Origin of the sequence: Vibrio genomosp. F10 str. 9ZD137 (assembly GCF_049974785.1) — a bacterium.
Classification (GTDB): domain Bacteria; phylum Pseudomonadota; class Gammaproteobacteria; order Enterobacterales; family Vibrionaceae; genus Vibrio.
Genome location: NZ_JBNGCJ010000991.1, coordinates 13,545 through 27,586, shown reverse-complemented (window position 1 = coordinate 27,586; position 14,042 = coordinate 13,545). Strand labels below are relative to the sequence as shown.

Annotated in this window: 16 protein-coding genes and 1 pseudogene; 14 read left to right on the top strand and 3 right to left on the bottom strand. The window is 39.3% G+C overall.

Annotated features, from left to right (window positions below):
• Window positions 1-816, top strand: a pseudogene (locus ACP45E_RS21375) (hypothetical protein); the annotation flags it as partial.
• Between the two features lie 252 nt (window positions 817-1,068).
• Here ACP45E_RS21375 and ACP45E_RS21370 read toward each other — a convergent pair.
• Entirely contained in the window at window positions 1,069-1,323 is a 255-nt protein-coding gene (locus ACP45E_RS21370; protein ID WP_017037120.1) for a bacteriocin immunity protein, read from the bottom strand.
• A 439-nt stretch (window positions 1,324-1,762) separates the two neighbouring features.
• On the opposite strand from ACP45E_RS21370, the gene ACP45E_RS21365 reads away from it, so the two are divergent.
• Window positions 1,763-2,680, top strand: a complete 918-nt coding sequence (locus tag ACP45E_RS21365) for a hypothetical protein (RefSeq protein WP_017037119.1) — start codon at window positions 1,763-1,765, stop codon at window positions 2,678-2,680.
• 29 nt (window positions 2,681-2,709) lie between these two features.
• On the opposite strand, the gene ACP45E_RS21360 is transcribed toward ACP45E_RS21365, so the two are convergent.
• Together ACP45E_RS21360 and ACP45E_RS21355 are read right to left on the bottom strand one after the other, a co-directional pair.
• Window positions 2,710-2,835, bottom strand: coding sequence for a hypothetical protein (locus ACP45E_RS21360; RefSeq protein WP_017037118.1), 126 nt, complete (start codon window positions 2,833-2,835; stop codon window positions 2,710-2,712).
• A 110-nt stretch (window positions 2,836-2,945) separates the two neighbouring features.
• Window positions 2,946-3,935, bottom strand: coding sequence for a sulfatase (locus tag ACP45E_RS21355; protein ID WP_241824371.1), 990 nt, complete (start codon window positions 3,933-3,935; stop codon window positions 2,946-2,948).
• 336 nt (window positions 3,936-4,271) lie between these two features.
• On the opposite strand from ACP45E_RS21355, the gene ACP45E_RS21350 reads away from it, so the two are divergent.
• The 12 genes from ACP45E_RS21350 (at window position 4,272) to ACP45E_RS21295 (ending at window position 14,042) form a co-directional block, all read left to right on the top strand.
• Complete coding sequence (locus ACP45E_RS21350; RefSeq protein ID WP_017036373.1) at window positions 4,272-5,258, top strand: hypothetical protein; 987 nt, start codon at window positions 4,272-4,274, stop codon at window positions 5,256-5,258.
• Window positions 5,259-5,299: 41 nt separating this feature from the next.
• A complete protein-coding gene (locus ACP45E_RS21345; RefSeq protein WP_017036374.1) occupies window positions 5,300-5,725 on the top strand; it encodes a hypothetical protein in 426 nt (141 codons plus the stop codon).
• Window positions 5,726-6,021: 296 nt separating this feature from the next.
• On the top strand, window positions 6,022-6,180 hold the full coding sequence (locus tag ACP45E_RS21340; RefSeq protein ID WP_017036375.1) for a ribbon-helix-helix protein, CopG family: 159 nt from the start codon (window positions 6,022-6,024) through the stop codon (window positions 6,178-6,180).
• A gap of 4 nt (window positions 6,181-6,184) precedes the next feature.
• Window positions 6,185-6,523 carry a hypothetical protein gene (locus ACP45E_RS21335; protein ID WP_017037116.1) on the top strand — a complete coding sequence of 113 codons (339 nt, stop codon included), beginning with the start codon at window positions 6,185-6,187 and terminating at the stop codon, window positions 6,521-6,523.
• 123 nt (window positions 6,524-6,646) lie between these two features.
• The gene (locus tag ACP45E_RS21330; RefSeq protein ID WP_017037115.1) at window positions 6,647-7,213 is read left to right on the top strand and encodes a hypothetical protein; all 567 of its coding nucleotides are present in this window, start codon (window positions 6,647-6,649) and stop codon (window positions 7,211-7,213) included.
• Entirely contained in the window at window positions 7,210-8,664 is a 1,455-nt protein-coding gene (locus tag ACP45E_RS21325) for a hypothetical protein (protein ID WP_017036377.1), read from the top strand. Before ACP45E_RS21330 ends, ACP45E_RS21325 begins: the two co-directional genes overlap by 4 nt.
• A complete protein-coding gene (locus ACP45E_RS21320; RefSeq protein ID WP_017036378.1) occupies window positions 8,594-9,301 on the top strand; it encodes a hypothetical protein in 708 nt (235 codons plus the stop codon). The genes ACP45E_RS21325 and ACP45E_RS21320 overlap by 71 nt, the downstream gene beginning before the upstream one ends.
• A gap of 4 nt (window positions 9,302-9,305) precedes the next feature.
• Window positions 9,306-9,926 (top strand): hypothetical protein, encoded by a 621-nt coding sequence (locus tag ACP45E_RS21315; RefSeq protein WP_017036379.1) that lies wholly within the window; start codon window positions 9,306-9,308, stop codon window positions 9,924-9,926.
• A 9-nt stretch (window positions 9,927-9,935) separates the two neighbouring features.
• A complete protein-coding gene (locus tag ACP45E_RS21310) occupies window positions 9,936-11,852 on the top strand; it encodes a MotA/TolQ/ExbB proton channel family protein (protein ID WP_017037114.1) in 1,917 nt (638 codons plus the stop codon).
• A 2-nt stretch (window positions 11,853-11,854) separates the two neighbouring features.
• Entirely contained in the window at window positions 11,855-12,565 is a 711-nt protein-coding gene (locus ACP45E_RS21305; RefSeq protein WP_017036381.1) for an OmpA family protein, read from the top strand.
• Window positions 12,562-13,704 carry an HNH endonuclease gene (locus ACP45E_RS21300; RefSeq protein ID WP_017036382.1) on the top strand — a complete coding sequence of 381 codons (1,143 nt, stop codon included), beginning with the start codon at window positions 12,562-12,564 and terminating at the stop codon, window positions 13,702-13,704. Before ACP45E_RS21305 ends, ACP45E_RS21300 begins: the two co-directional genes overlap by 4 nt.
• Complete coding sequence (locus ACP45E_RS21295) at window positions 13,704-14,042, top strand: hypothetical protein (protein WP_017036383.1); 339 nt, start codon at window positions 13,704-13,706, stop codon at window positions 14,040-14,042. Before ACP45E_RS21300 ends, ACP45E_RS21295 begins: the two co-directional genes overlap by 1 nt.

The window sequence follows — 14,042 nt, the reverse complement described above, 5'->3', positions numbered from 1 at the left end:
CCGCTCTTCCGATCTTATTGGCAAAATCCAATAGCTATTTTATCCGATGGCAAGATAAACATGCCTTATCGAGTATGTGAAAGTGCCCAACCTATCGATGATGTCGATGCTTCAGATCCTACTGAGGTTCATGAATGTTTTGTGCATGATGGTACGCGTCATTACACAGTAAACTACTTATTTGAACCTAGTTCTCACCCTCAGTCACCTCTTCAAGTTGTAGAAGCGTATGACATGCAGGGTAATCGTGCTTTTGATTCGAGCTACTTATTGGATAACCAAGGTTCGGTTTATTTATCGGAAACTAAAGGTGAAGAGATCGTCCATTACAATGGTCAAGGCGAATACCTTTCAAGTATTGCCAAAGTAGATTTAGGTTTAATTGGTGAATATTGGAGCCCTATTCACAATGAGATCAACAATAATCAACGTTATGTACTTAATAATCAATTGATTGATCCAGTTTCAGGCGATTTTAGTCAAGCTTGTCAGCTTATTGATAGAGAAGAGCTAGATAAACACTATACCTATTATCAGGGTAGTTATTGCTTGAGTTTCGAGACACAACGAAATGGGGCAGTTATGATCTCCTCACTAGTTGATCGTCAATTGGTTATTCAAACCTCTTTGCCAGAGCTACATAACAAGATTATTGCTAAAGTGGAAGTGAGCGAAAAAAATAAAGTCGCACATATTCTTTATCTTGAACCAGAAGGTGGGGCTTGGCGAGATGGTGAATCATTGATATTAAACTTAGAAACTGGCGAAATATCAGAATCTAGTAATGCTTATAGTCACCTACATTTTGTGGAATAAACTATATACTGCCAACCTAATAAAGGCCTTCCAAATGTGAGGCCTTACTTTGCTGGGCCTGCACCTAATTCAGCAATACGAACCACATTTAAGTAACGCCCCTCTGGCGTGCTGGCCCAATCTCTATCGGGCTCTCTGTGCTGAACCCAAGCACGCTTGGAGCCACCAGCCGCTTGTTGCTATTCGATATACAATCGACCTTTGCCATCTTTTTTGATTTGCATGAAATGCCTCTATCGTTTGTACTGCTAATTAAGTATCTTTAAAACAAGCTTTACCTTTCTCGTCATACCAACGTTTCAATTCTGCGATAATTGCTTCTGATGAGTCTTCTATTCCCAGCATGGTTGGGTGCGTGATTAAAGTACTTCCGTTTGGGTGCTCGATTTTTTCGTTAAAGAAGACAACAAGTGCTTCTAGTTCTTTATCACCAAAATCAATCTCCTCTGATCTAACTAGAAGTTCTAGAAATTCTGACTCAGTGTATTCTTGTAAACTATTTCTCATTTGAATGAATCCTGTAGTTGACCACTAAAATTGGAGAGATAGACTCGATAAGCATTGAAACCATTGAAGTTCCATTCGCCTCATATAGGTAGTTGAGTCTTTCAATGAGGCCCACATTCGGGTACGGAGATACTAGCGTGTTGAGTTTGGATATAGGTAACGATTTCATCATTATAAAGACTCACTTTTTCAATCTTTATAATAAATGCTAGCTAGTGCATGGTTCGTGAGAAACTAGTTTCATATTCTTTCTGATCTCGATCCAATAAATAGAGCTTATTACTGATTGCATGTCTAATTTATAAAAGATGGTGCATAAAAAGTGCTGTATATTTGCTGCGTTAAAAGTCAGGAAGGCCAGAGTAACCTTAGTGAGCCCCTTGCGACAGCACGCATTGCATATATCGATGGGGTTAAACCTTATTTGGAGTTGAAAGTAATGGATCTACAGTTATTAAAGAGTATTAGTGAGAGAGACGTCGATCTACTCATTCTGGAGGAGCTTAATATCTCTTCGCGATTTGCTCACTGGTTTGTGTCTCGAGTGTTATGCCAACCGGTTAACATCGTAAAAGTGGGGGCATGGCATTCTGTTATTGACCCTACGTTAGGCGAATCTGATCTAGTGTTTATTTATCAGTCTGACGATGGCTCTGATCAGGCTGTACTTATTGAAAATAAGATTGATGCGACAGCGCAGCCAGAGCAAGGCCTTCGTTACAAAAAACGTGGGGAAAAAGGGATTGAAAGTGGGAATTGGGTCGATTTTAAAACGTGCTTAATTGCCCCTAAAAAGTATTTAGATAGGAACATCGAAGAATACGATAGCTCTATTGCATATGAAGAGATCATGGCCGTTTTCGTCTCTGAAGGCGATGATCGTGGAGTGTATCGGGCAAACTTTATTAAAGAGGCTATAGAGAAAAATCGTCGTGGTTACAAAGCTGTGGTTAGCGATGAGATGACAAACTTTGCGAAAGATTACCTCAAGTATGTGCAAGACAAGCACCCGCAATTAAACCCAGAGGCATCAAAGCCAAGAGCGCCAGGCAATACTTGGATACGCTTCTTTCCTAATCCCACGGACAAGAATACCCAAATCGTTCACCAAATATATGGTAATGCAGTTAAGTTGATGTTTTTTGGTCAAGCAGAACAATATGAGGCGATAGTTGCTAAGTTTGAAAAATACTCAGATGAGGGATTGTCGGTATACCGTTCAGGTAAATCCGTCATTGTTGAAGCTGCAACGTCAAAAGTAGACCCTCTCACACAGGGATTTGAAGACGTAAAGCCTCAAATCGATGAAGCGATAGATTTGGCACTAGCGTTTCTAGAAAAATACCATGCTCAATAATGAAGCCAACGTTTTTAAGAAAGATACACCTATATGAAATTAATGATGAGCGTTAGAATTACGACTAAAACAGAGCCGACATAGGCTATCTCAATAATGTTTGAATCAATCCAGTCGCAATAGGCTTGAACTGCCACGCCTAGTTTTTCTTTCATGATGACCTCCACATATTTCGATAGTTATAGTAAATCATAGCTTATCATTAAAGACGCTGAGTTTATTGTGAGGAAAGATCACTTGAGTAGCTACTTTATTAGTTTAGTAATCAATACCAAACCAACTGGCTTTTACTCTTAACCACAATCTGAGCTCGGTTTTTATAGCTTGTGATCTTACCTGACACACAGACTTTACTATCCAATAAACCATGAAATGAGTGTTGATCATCCAGCACTCGCTCTTTGTCAGAATTCCAGATTACAGCCGTAAATAGCGTGTTCGGGAAGCTTTTGTTTAGATTCAGATACGTTCCTTTAGCAAAATCTGTAACCTGAGCAACGGTTCCGCACACGGTTTTTGCACTATCTACGTGGTTAATCGCATCTCTAGTAGAAACGGCATAGGCTGGTGGCCAGAGTCTTTCACTAGTAGCTGTTACTTGAACCGAATTCTGATCAGATGAAATTTTGCTATCAGGTGATTTTACATTACTACCTAGTATGAAAAAGCCAACCGCAAATATCACAGCCGCAAGAGTCACGCTCATACCAACCCAAAATCCGGACCTATTCTTAGAACGCACTTCTTCAATCAGCTCTGTTATTTCATTTTGCTGCTTTAGAGCAGTATTTTGAAGTTTTAGGTGTGTATTTTCTAACGTTAGCTCGCGCAACAGCGCTTCAGTTCTATTAACAGCTAATTGTGCTTGCTCTTGTATATTCTGTATCTGAAGGGCAGATTTATTTGTCGAAAGCGCTAGCACTAGATCTGCATGAGAATTAAGATTCTTTTTCTCGTAATTAGGGTGAAAATCTAACAATTGCTGCGTCGATAAAACACCAGACTTTCTAAGCATCTTCATAACTTCAGATAGATAAAATTCAGTCTCGATATCGTTTCTCCAAGCCGTAACTAGAACTTTACCCTTACCAGACTCTCTGACAACAAAAGTACCTGAATAACGCTCATCGGTTATTGGGTGGATCATCGTTGCTTGATAGATCAATCTATCTTCAAAACGTCGGTCAGTTTTTGGCTCATCTTCTAGCAGTAAAATACAGTCATTATCTTCGCTGAGTGTAAAACCAAAGCGCAACGGAAAAGAATCGATGTTGCAGTGCTCGTTACACTTCACTAGAACGGAGATTTGAGACTGAGACATAGTAGAACCAAAGGAAACAATATTGAGAGGTGATGATTTTATTGATTCGGTAGGGCATGTCCATACTTCATATCAAGAAACTCCACCTTATAACAATATTATCATTAGTCTACTAAGGAAAAGTATAAGTCGATCTAATCGAAGTATGTTTTCATAAGCTTATGAACATGCAATGAGCTCATATCACAAGCTTATAAACTACGTTATTAACAATATGCTCTTTACCATACCTCTCAACAACGACAGACCGTTCACTAGAGAGGCAACATAATGTGTAAACAAGCGAGCTACAGCAAATACCAAAAACGAGCGATCAAATTTCTTAATGATCTACTTGGCACTCATACGCCTTTCTCATACGAGCGAACACAAACTAATCATCTAAAGGTGTTAATAGATGGTGTCCCCAAGCCCATCTACACAGGCTCGACGCCATCTGATTGCAAATCAATAAACAACTTCATGGCCGAAGTGAAGAGAGAAATTCGCTTAGCTAAAATGGATGATGAAAAAGAGTTAGATAATGAAGACCAAATCCAAGTTAATAAGCCATTTGTCTTAGATTCAAACGATAAGCTAATTGACACCTGTATTAAGTCTCTGCGTGTAAGAATTCCAACCATGAAAACACAGGAAGAAGTACGAGTGCTTGGTGAAGTTGATGTGAATTGTGTGAAACCTTTACGAACTGACGCTGTGAAGCATGCTATTTCCATCGCACTGCAAAACAGAAAGCAGGGCGGTTACATCAAGCCTAAAGAGATGAAAGAGATTGAATCGGCTATTTTAAAGCATGTGAATTTTATGCTGCCAACGCCTGCTTATTACTCTGAATTACTCCAAGGTAAAGAGAAGTACGTTAAATCAGAGCCAGAAAATTCTAACGTTGAGCTAGGCAGCCATTCGGAAGATGCACAATTAAGCGAAACCAACGCTCCTGAACTACTGCTTAAAGATACGCAGCAAGAACAGCCTATCTTGAAAACTATGTTACGCGGTAATTCTGCCCCCTTAGTAACCAAAATTGAGCCGACCAAAGAAACTAAAAACTCTGCTCAGCAATTGGCGGTAATGAACAGTACAGACCGAGTTAGCCTATTACGCGGTTTAAACAAATCACAAGCACTGACGCTCATTGACGATATCAACCAGGCGTTAGCACTTAACCGAGAGCAGGATATTGAAAGTGTCATCTCACTGATTCGAGATAAAGATCTACCGCTTGAAGCTATCATTTCACGAATGGAAGCGGCTTAGAAACGTTGAGTCGCCCCTTTAAAATGACAAAAGAGTAATTTATGAAAGTTCACCTACTAACAATTAGCACTTTATTAGCATCTGCACTTGCTCTAGCAAAGCCTTCGTCAGAGATCTGTAATGTACTACCGGATCTATCTAATCAGGTCAATGCGCATATGCCACAAACTATTGATAGAGCGACACAAGTAATTACGACTCATGGTAATCAATTAAATTGTGATTTTATCTATATGATGGTTCTTGATTTAAAAGAGCTAGATAAAGAATTTGCGAAAGAAGGCTTTTCCAACGGTACGCAAAATCCCGATTTAATGAAAATCTATTGGGATGAGATGCAAGCTTTAATGAATAATCAATACCGAACATTACCTCTACTTAAAGCTTTCCGAGATGTAAATCTAAGGCCTATCTATGTCTACCAAGACCAGTTTGGCAACCACCTGAAACAGATACAAGTGTACTAAGCTGAGTGTTTATAGTATGCCATTCTATAAGTTGCTGTTCATGTGATCTGGATCAATAATTTTTTTGTATGTGTAGTTAGAATGCATCACCTCGCACCATAGTGGTGCCATGCAGTGATAGTTTGTTTTTATGGTGTTTAGTGTCGATCTCAGTTTTAGGCTTTGCAGCTATCAGAAGTGATATCTAGGAATAGGTATCATTTCTAATAACACATATTGGAATAACTGATATTCCAGATATAAAAACAAACTTATTTATACTGCACCAGTTAGCACCATAGTAGTGAAAGGTAGTAATGAGTAAACCACGTATAACAATTCGCTTTGATGAAGAAGTATTTGCAGAGATACAAAAGTTAGCGGAAGAGCAAGATAGAAGTATCAACTGGTTAGTTAACCGCTTATTAGCTGACTCTTTGAATACAACAGATGACACTAAAAATAGTGAAGCATAATATAATGTCAAATCATCGCGTGATTGCGTTTAGCTTATTGCCTTTAAGCCTGTTGTTTGGCTGTACGTCAGATTCTCATGTGACTCAGTCATCTGAGCTTACTACAACCAACAGTGACCTAGCATCCTCAGTCAATGAACGTCGTGAGGAGGTGCAGAAACTTAGTAAGATCGATTCTAAACAAGACATGCAAAATAAATCACAGTTATTTGCAGCTGATACTCTGATTTTGGAGCAAGATAGTAAAAATGGAGGTAGTTTTGAAGGAGAACAAGCACCGAAGCTTAAAAAGCTTCTTGAACCTAATAAAGCAGCCAATTCATCTTTGAAATCAGAGACTTAAAACAAAAGTAATTTAGAAAGTGGTACTAATTCTGACGATAAACAGTCGGCAGATAGTACGACTAATGAATCAGAGTTCTTAATTCCTAATAAAGAAGTTAAGACGGTAGAGCTGCCAAGAGAAATGCCAAGTATACAAGCCCCTGAGCATCTAGAGCACCCGCTATCATCGAGTATGGATATTATGTTTATGCTGGGTCAAGACTCGAAGGGGTACTACTTATATGGTGAAGGAAAAATAGCAGAAGGCACCTTTGAAAAGTTTTTACGCTATGTTGACCACTACAAACTCCGCAATATTGAGCTAGATCGAATTATGATCCATAGCCCTGGTGGTCTTATGCATGAGGCGATGCTTGTAGGCCGTTATATGCAAGAAAACAATTGGAGCTCAGATAGCGATAAGTACATGCGTTGTTACTCTGCTTGTGGGTTTATTTTCGCGTCAGGGACGACCAAAAGAATGCAGTCTGGCGCAGAGGTCGGCTTTCATCGACCTTATCTTCCTCAAATAGAAGATACGCCTGAAATTATTTCAGCCATGTATGAGCGTTATTTGCCATTTTGGAAAGAGATCAATGGCAAGCCTGCACTATTTAATAAGTTTATGAAAAATTACGGTCGGGATGACATGTTAATCTTAACTACGGAAGATGCTAATGATTACTTAACGGTAGATATATATAAATGATTGAAAAAGCAAACAAGCATAATGATGACATGCTGATCCAAATAATGTTGTTCATATTAGGTATTCTAATCGTATGGTTTAATATACTTGGTTACGATATTTTATTTCCTAACGATGATTTCTCAATAAACCCTTTTTCTGCACTTTTGTTTTTTACTGAAGCTGCGGTATTGGTTTGGACTTCTCAGGTAATCAAAAACTGGTATACAACAAGCCGTTTGCTAAAAATGATGATATTCATTTTGGTACCAGCATTTTGGTTTTTATGCTACTCAGGGATTAACAGTTACCTTAACTCGCTAGCGACAAGTGAAATTAGTACCGTTGAGAGTGAAATTGTCATCAACGATAATCGAAATGAGCTAATTAATAGCTTAGAAATACGCAGAGGGAATATCTCTGGCGAGCTCTCAAACTTAAGAACTTCAAATCAACGTATTGATGTATCGCTATCAGAAAGTAATCAAAAAATATCTGAGCTAAGTACTAAATCAAGTGACAGACGTTTAACCCAACTTGATTGTAACGCTGTTGAAGATTGTCGAGTTTCGGTAGAAAACTATCAACAGCAAATCGATACGCTTTCACACAATATGGCGGTTCACCAAAAAGATAAAGAAGGTAACAGTGATCGGATACGTAGGCTCGAAAGTGAACTCATTGATATTGATAGTCGAGTATCAGGCATGGAGCTTGAAATTGTAGAGTCACGAAATAGCTATGCTGGTACTGAAACATCGTTTAACCAAAAGAAAGAAGTGTATGAGAGTATTGTATTACAAGTGTCATCTTGGTTTGGCTTAACACCTAGTAACCCGTTTGGTGTATTCGTATCGTTTATTTCTATGATTATTTACCCCGTGTATTTTATTCTGAATTTGCTGGTAAGCCTTAATACCGAAGAGCATAAAGAAATTAGAAAAACGAAGAAAAACAAAAAGGCAAAGCAAAAGGATTATCGACTAGCGTTTTATAATCGCATGATTAAATACTTTAGAGTATGGGCATATCGTAGAACGAAGACCGTTGAAGTAGATAAAATTGTTGAAGTTCCAGTCGAAGTTGAAAAAGAAGTAGAACGAATTGTAGAAGTTCCTGTTGAAGTTGAAGTAGACAAAATAATTGAAGTAGAAAAAATAATAAATGTAGAAGTTGAAGTAGTAAAAGAAGTCGAAAAAATAGTTGAAGTAGAGAAAGAAGTAGAAAAAGTTGTCGAGAAAATCGTAGAAGTTCCTGTAGAGATAGAAGTACCTGTGTATATCGACAAGATTCATAAAGTTAGTGAGCCGATGATAGTAAAAGAGCCTCAGATCATTATTCACGAACGAATTGTCCCAATCCCAGAAGATATTACAGCAAACGACCTAGAGGAATTACTAAATGCAAAGCCTGGATCTGACGAAACTTCAAGAGTGGAACAGACTGAAATGGAAACGAGTTCAGCAGCGTAAACAACACGAGACGGAACTTGAAGAAATTGAACAGGAAACTGAGCGTTTAAAGCAGCTATTGGAAAGTGAAAAATTAGTTAGCGATATCGCAGATACAAAAACAGACCAAAATACTGCATCGCTAAGTGATGAACATGCTGAAGCAATATCAGCGCTTCATGCTCAGCAGCGTTTAGCGATTGAGCAAGAGAAACTTAAAGCGATGCAGTATGAAGCTGACTCAAAACTGCGTGATTTAGAAAGAGCTGAAGAAAGGCTGAACTCAAAAGCCAAAGACCGCCGTTGGCGTACAAAACAGAAGCGAGCGGCTTTTTGGCTAAACCAATTACTGAAAGCATTTGTCCTATTACTTATTGCGGCACTTTTAGCTATTGGGGTGTATCGAGCTTATCGCTGGGCTACTGAAGAGCCGTTAATTAAAGAAGTATTAACCGAAGTTGAAGTAGAAAAAATCATTGAAAAAGAAGTCGAAGTTGAAACTATTGTTGAGAAAGAAGTTGAAATCATTCCTGACGAGTGCACTCAGATACGAAGAAATGGGCAGATCTTTATAGATTGTGACGGTACTAAAATAGATGGAGTTAATACAATCAGTGATTCTGGCGTTACAGATGTACCTGAGTTACTAGGAGACTGATGGCGTGGAAAGTGTTGATACTCAATTAATGGCTTTGCTGTCAGATCCGACGTTCAATCTAGCGGAAATATTTCAGCTTGAACATTCGATATCAATCTTCCACCGTCAATGGGGAAAAGGGAAGATAATTAACGTTAACCCAAGATCCCTTGGTGGTTTTTACATAGATATAGAGTACTCAAATCATGTAAAAACCATATTGTCGATTTCATTGTCTGGGTATCTGATTAAGAATATTTCGATAGATTGTAATTTTCTTGAGATGTATTTAGGAAGAAATGTAAGTCAAGAAAATGTCCCTGTACCTTCCCTACAAAGTAAGGGGAGTGTTGAGAATCATATTATTAGTACTAGCACAGCTAGAGCTTCAGACAGTGAAGAAGAGCAATTAAGTAATTATATAAAGATTTTCCATCGTATTGGAGCATCTCAGTTACATGAGGTTAACCAGTACATTGAACAGAAAAATAAATGGAACGACTTTCACTTACTTAGGTCGAAAAACACCCATGCGAATGGATCTACAGTGAACGGAATAGCTCCAAAGCACTATAAGTACTGCTGTGAAGAACTGGGTATAAACGCGGGAAACGGAACCCCATTAACTAACTACAAACATTGGTAAAAATAAATAATGTCAGATTTCATCGCTTCTATGATCGCCGCTTACACCGCAGCCGCCATATCGGATCTATTCATACTAATCATCATGGCAGTATTCGGCTTGGGGTTATTTTTTAGTTATAAATCGGCCTATTCCGGGTTTGTGGCTAGCTGCCCAAATCTACTGACATCGTTAGGTATTCTAGGAACATTCACTGGTATCGTTGTTGGGTTAATGGAGTTTGACCCTGCGAATATTGATGATTCAATAACGTTGCTGCTGGCTGGCCTGAAGACGGCTTTTTTAACAAGTTTAGTTGGTATGTTTCTCTCCATCTTGTTTAAAGGGATAAATGGTCTTTTAACACGCACTGACGATGAAGTAATCGAAGATGTTGGGCCAAGTGAAATCTACAATGTAATGAATGCACAACTTGAATCAACAAAGATGCTAGTTAGCTCAATTCAAGGTGCCGAAGATTCGTCGTTAACTTCTCAAATCAAAAATTTGCGTACTGATATTAATGACGGAAATCGAAATGTCATAGCGCAATTAAAGCAAAAAGAAGTAAATGATGAACAATTTGCTAACCAACTATGGAACAAGATGAATGAGTTTGGAGAGCTGTTATCAAAGTCTGCTACTGAACAGGTGATCAACGCTTTAAAAGAAGTGATTGTCGAATTTAATGACAAGCTCACTGAACAATTCGGTGAAAACTTTAAGCGCCTTGATGAATCAGTTAAGAAGCTCGTGGAATGGCAAGAGAATTACCGATTACAACTAGAAGATATGTCGACAAAATATCAGCTAGGTGTAGATGCGATTAGCTCAACAGAGAAGTCTGTTGCCAGCATCAATGAACGTGCAGAAACTATACCAGCAACTATGGAAAAACTGCATGAAGTAATGGAGCTTGGTCATGGTCAAGTAACAGAGTTGGAAGAGCGAATGAAAGGGTTCTCTGAGCTTAAAGACAAGGCGGTAGAGGCGATGCCAGAAATTAAACAGCAACTTGACTCAACAATGTCCACAATTGATACGTCTGTTAAAGCCGCATCCGATCATTACGAAAAAATGCTCAAAGAATCACAGGGTATAATTGATAGCTTTAGTACTACAGCAACAGATAGTGTTGAAAATATGCGCACTAATATAGAAACAGGTGTTGATAATTTGAATCAACGTTTCAGTGAAGGTGCTGATAATTTAGCGGCTAACTTGGATAGCAAAACCGTTGAAATCTCAACTGCTTTAGCGACTGCATCAGAACAGTTTGCAAAAACAACCGATGACAGCATGACAGCTATGCGCTCTAACCTTGAGTCTGGTGCGCAGGAAATATCTACTCAATTGACGCAGAGTGCTCAAGATATTGGGGGGAAATTGGTTGAAGCTTCTTCCGATATCCAAGAGCAAGTAGGAACAGCTACGGGTGGTCTAAGTAATGTAACTAGTCATCTAACCGATACTACTGAACAGATTCGCCAACACCTAGAAGACTCAATCACAGAGTTGAATGGTCAATTGCGCGTTCTAGTCGCGGATATTAAAGAAGATTCGCGAGAGACAGGTAAAGTACTAAAAGAAGCAAATCAAGAGTTACTATCCAGCACTCGCGACATTCAATCTGAAACAACTGCGGCATTCACTAAGCTTCAGGACCGTTTAGAAACGACTCTCGAAGATGTCTTCCAAGTTCAAGCACAAGCAGTTCGTCGAACCTTTGATAGTTTAGAAGACCAAATAACAGAGTCTGTAGGGCGAACAGGCAGTGCTGTCGAGAAACAAGTTGAAGTAATGGACTTACAAATGCAGCAAGAAATAAACCGTACTATGAGTGAAATGGGCGAAGCGCTTGCGACCGTTACTCAACAATTTACTCGTGACTACCGACAGCTTGTACACGAAATGTCGAATGTTGTGAACACCAAGATGGCTAGCTAACAATGGAAAGAGTAATAGGTAAGAGTAGCTCTAAAAACGATGGCGGAGAGCATTGGCTCTCTGTATCAGATTTAATGGCAGGCTTAATGATGGTCTTTCTATTTATCTCTGTCGCATTGATGCGTGATGCAATGCAGGAGCGGGATAAGATCAAAGAAGTGGCTGAAACTTATCAGCAGACCCAACAAGCTATCTATATCGCACTGCTTGAGGAGTTTACAAAAGATTTAGATACTTGGGGGGCTGAGATTGATAGAGATACCCTGAGTGTCAATTTTACAGCCCCAGAAGTTTTATTTGCTAATGGTCGTGCAAATTTAACGACTCAGTTTCAAACCATATTGGATGACTTTTTCCCACGTTACCTCGATACGTTAGATAATTTTAAACCGATTATTCAAGAGATTAAGATAGAAGGGCATACATCCAGTCGCTGGAACCACGACTCGAGCGATAACGAGGCATACTTTAATAATATGCGCTTATCCCAATCACGAACAAGGGCCGTATTGAGTTATACAATGGCATTAGACGCCGTTAAAAATCAGCATTACGATTGGGTAAAAAGTAACGTCGCAGCAGTAGGATATTCATCGTCGAAACTAATTCTTACTGACAGAGGAAGAGAGGACGAGCAGCGCTCTAGACGTGTTTCTTTTCGTATCGTAACAAACGCGGAAGAGCAGATTCTTAAGATTTTGGGTGCCGAATGAAATTAACTGTGAGTTTTGGCAGCCTAATTAAAGCTGTGGATCAAATGGAGCCAGATGAAAAAGGAGACTTTCTTCTAGAATTCCAAGAAACGTCGATTGATAAGCTTGATCTAGAGCTTGCAGAAGGGAAAGACGTTGAACTAAAAGACGTAGATGTCGGATCAGGTTTACTTAGCTACAAGGGTCGCCAGGTTCTTTTGTATATCAAGGACCATGGTGGTAATGCACAGTCAGTGATAAACACGCCAGGAACTGGTAATCGTTATCACGTTTCGGACTGTAGTACCCTCAAAAAAATGAGAGCAGAAGGTAGATTCGAAAGGTATGTAGCAACCAATGACGTTTCCGGTGAGTTTACAATCTCAGGTAGTAAAGGTTATTTAGGCAGTTCAGTTGAAGGGAAGGCTAAGCTTAAAGTCTGCCAAAATTGCCTTACCCAGCTAAATTATAAAAGTTGGACAACCGGTGGTAATCGAGGCGCCATTTTATCAAACTTTAATATGGCTGAGTTTTTCCAAACGTACAGCTCATTCTTTCCTCATATGCCATCTAGGAAGTCTGATACTGCAGAAACAGATTATACCGACGACTGGGCGAAGGTTTCTTCTCATTACCGAGTAGAGCAAGACTTTCAATGTGAAGAGTGTAAAGTCAATATGCGCTCAAACAGAGCGTTGCTTCATGTACACCACATCAATGGTGTAAAACCAGACAACAGCATAAACAACCTGAAAGCACTTTGTATCGATTGTCATAGTAAACAGCCATTTCATTCGCATATGGCATTAAGGCACTCAGAGCGTCAGTTAATAAACCAACTGCGAAAAGAACAAGGCTTACTTGAAAATGTTGGCGGATGGTCAGAGCTATTTAGCTTCGCAGATCCTGGTGTTCATGGTGTATTGCATGCGTGTCAAAGACAGAACTTCAAGCTTCCTGAAGTGGCATATTACGTAAGAGATGAATTTGATGATCTCATCTCTAAGGTCGAATTAGCTTGGCCAGATGTGAAATTTGGTATTGCGATTTCTAAATTAGATATTGAAGAAGCGAACGAATGTGGATGGGAAATCGTAAGCGTGAATGACTTCTTAGAAGGCTACAAAACGAATGCTAATCATCTTAGGAAGGAGTGGTGATGAATGTTCGAATAGACAAATTATTAGAGAGAATAATTACTGTTAACCACGCATGGAAGCTGTCACGTGAAGAGTTTGGTCAGTCTTTTTGTGCAACCAAATCGTTTAGATGGACTAAGTCATCATTGCAAGCGACATTACTTCGAGAGTTTCCGAGAGAAACTTCACTGAAAGTCGCTAGCGATAACGATAGTCACGATGGGTTGATGTACAGCGTCAGATTAGTTGATCCAATTGTGGTCAACGGTGTTGTTCGCCGCGATGCTGAACACCTTCCCGGATTTATCGCGGAACAGATTTTTACCCCAGAAGAAATTACCTTATTACTAGCTCGTTGA

Coding starts and splice junctions, on each gene's coding strand:
- ACP45E_RS21340 (WP_017036375.1), top strand. CDS start 6,022: ATGAGTAAACCACGTATAACAATTCGCTTTGATGAAGAAGTATTTGCA.
- ACP45E_RS21360 (WP_017037118.1), bottom strand. CDS start 2,835: ATGAAAGAAAAACTAGGCGTGGCAGTTCAAGCCTATTGCGACTGGATT.
- ACP45E_RS21310 (WP_017037114.1), top strand. CDS start 9,936: ATGTCAGATTTCATCGCTTCTATGATCGCCGCTTACACCGCAGCCGCC.
- ACP45E_RS21320 (WP_017036378.1), top strand. CDS start 8,594: ATGCAAAGCCTGGATCTGACGAAACTTCAAGAGTGGAACAGACTGAAA.
- ACP45E_RS21300 (WP_017036382.1), top strand. CDS start 12,562: ATGAAATTAACTGTGAGTTTTGGCAGCCTAATTAAAGCTGTGGATCAA.
- ACP45E_RS21335 (WP_017037116.1), top strand. CDS start 6,185: ATGTCAAATCATCGCGTGATTGCGTTTAGCTTATTGCCTTTAAGCCTG.
- ACP45E_RS21365 (WP_017037119.1), top strand. CDS start 1,763: ATGGATCTACAGTTATTAAAGAGTATTAGTGAGAGAGACGTCGATCTA.
- ACP45E_RS21295 (WP_017036383.1), top strand. CDS start 13,704: ATGAATGTTCGAATAGACAAATTATTAGAGAGAATAATTACTGTTAAC.
- ACP45E_RS21325 (WP_017036377.1), top strand. CDS start 7,210: ATGATTGAAAAAGCAAACAAGCATAATGATGACATGCTGATCCAAATA.
- ACP45E_RS21370 (WP_017037120.1), bottom strand. CDS start 1,323: ATGAGAAATAGTTTACAAGAATACACTGAGTCAGAATTTCTAGAACTT.
- ACP45E_RS21330 (WP_017037115.1), top strand. CDS start 6,647: ATGCCAAGTATACAAGCCCCTGAGCATCTAGAGCACCCGCTATCATCG.
- ACP45E_RS21350 (WP_017036373.1), top strand. CDS start 4,272: ATGTGTAAACAAGCGAGCTACAGCAAATACCAAAAACGAGCGATCAAA.
- ACP45E_RS21345 (WP_017036374.1), top strand. CDS start 5,300: ATGAAAGTTCACCTACTAACAATTAGCACTTTATTAGCATCTGCACTT.
- ACP45E_RS21305 (WP_017036381.1), top strand. CDS start 11,855: ATGGAAAGAGTAATAGGTAAGAGTAGCTCTAAAAACGATGGCGGAGAG.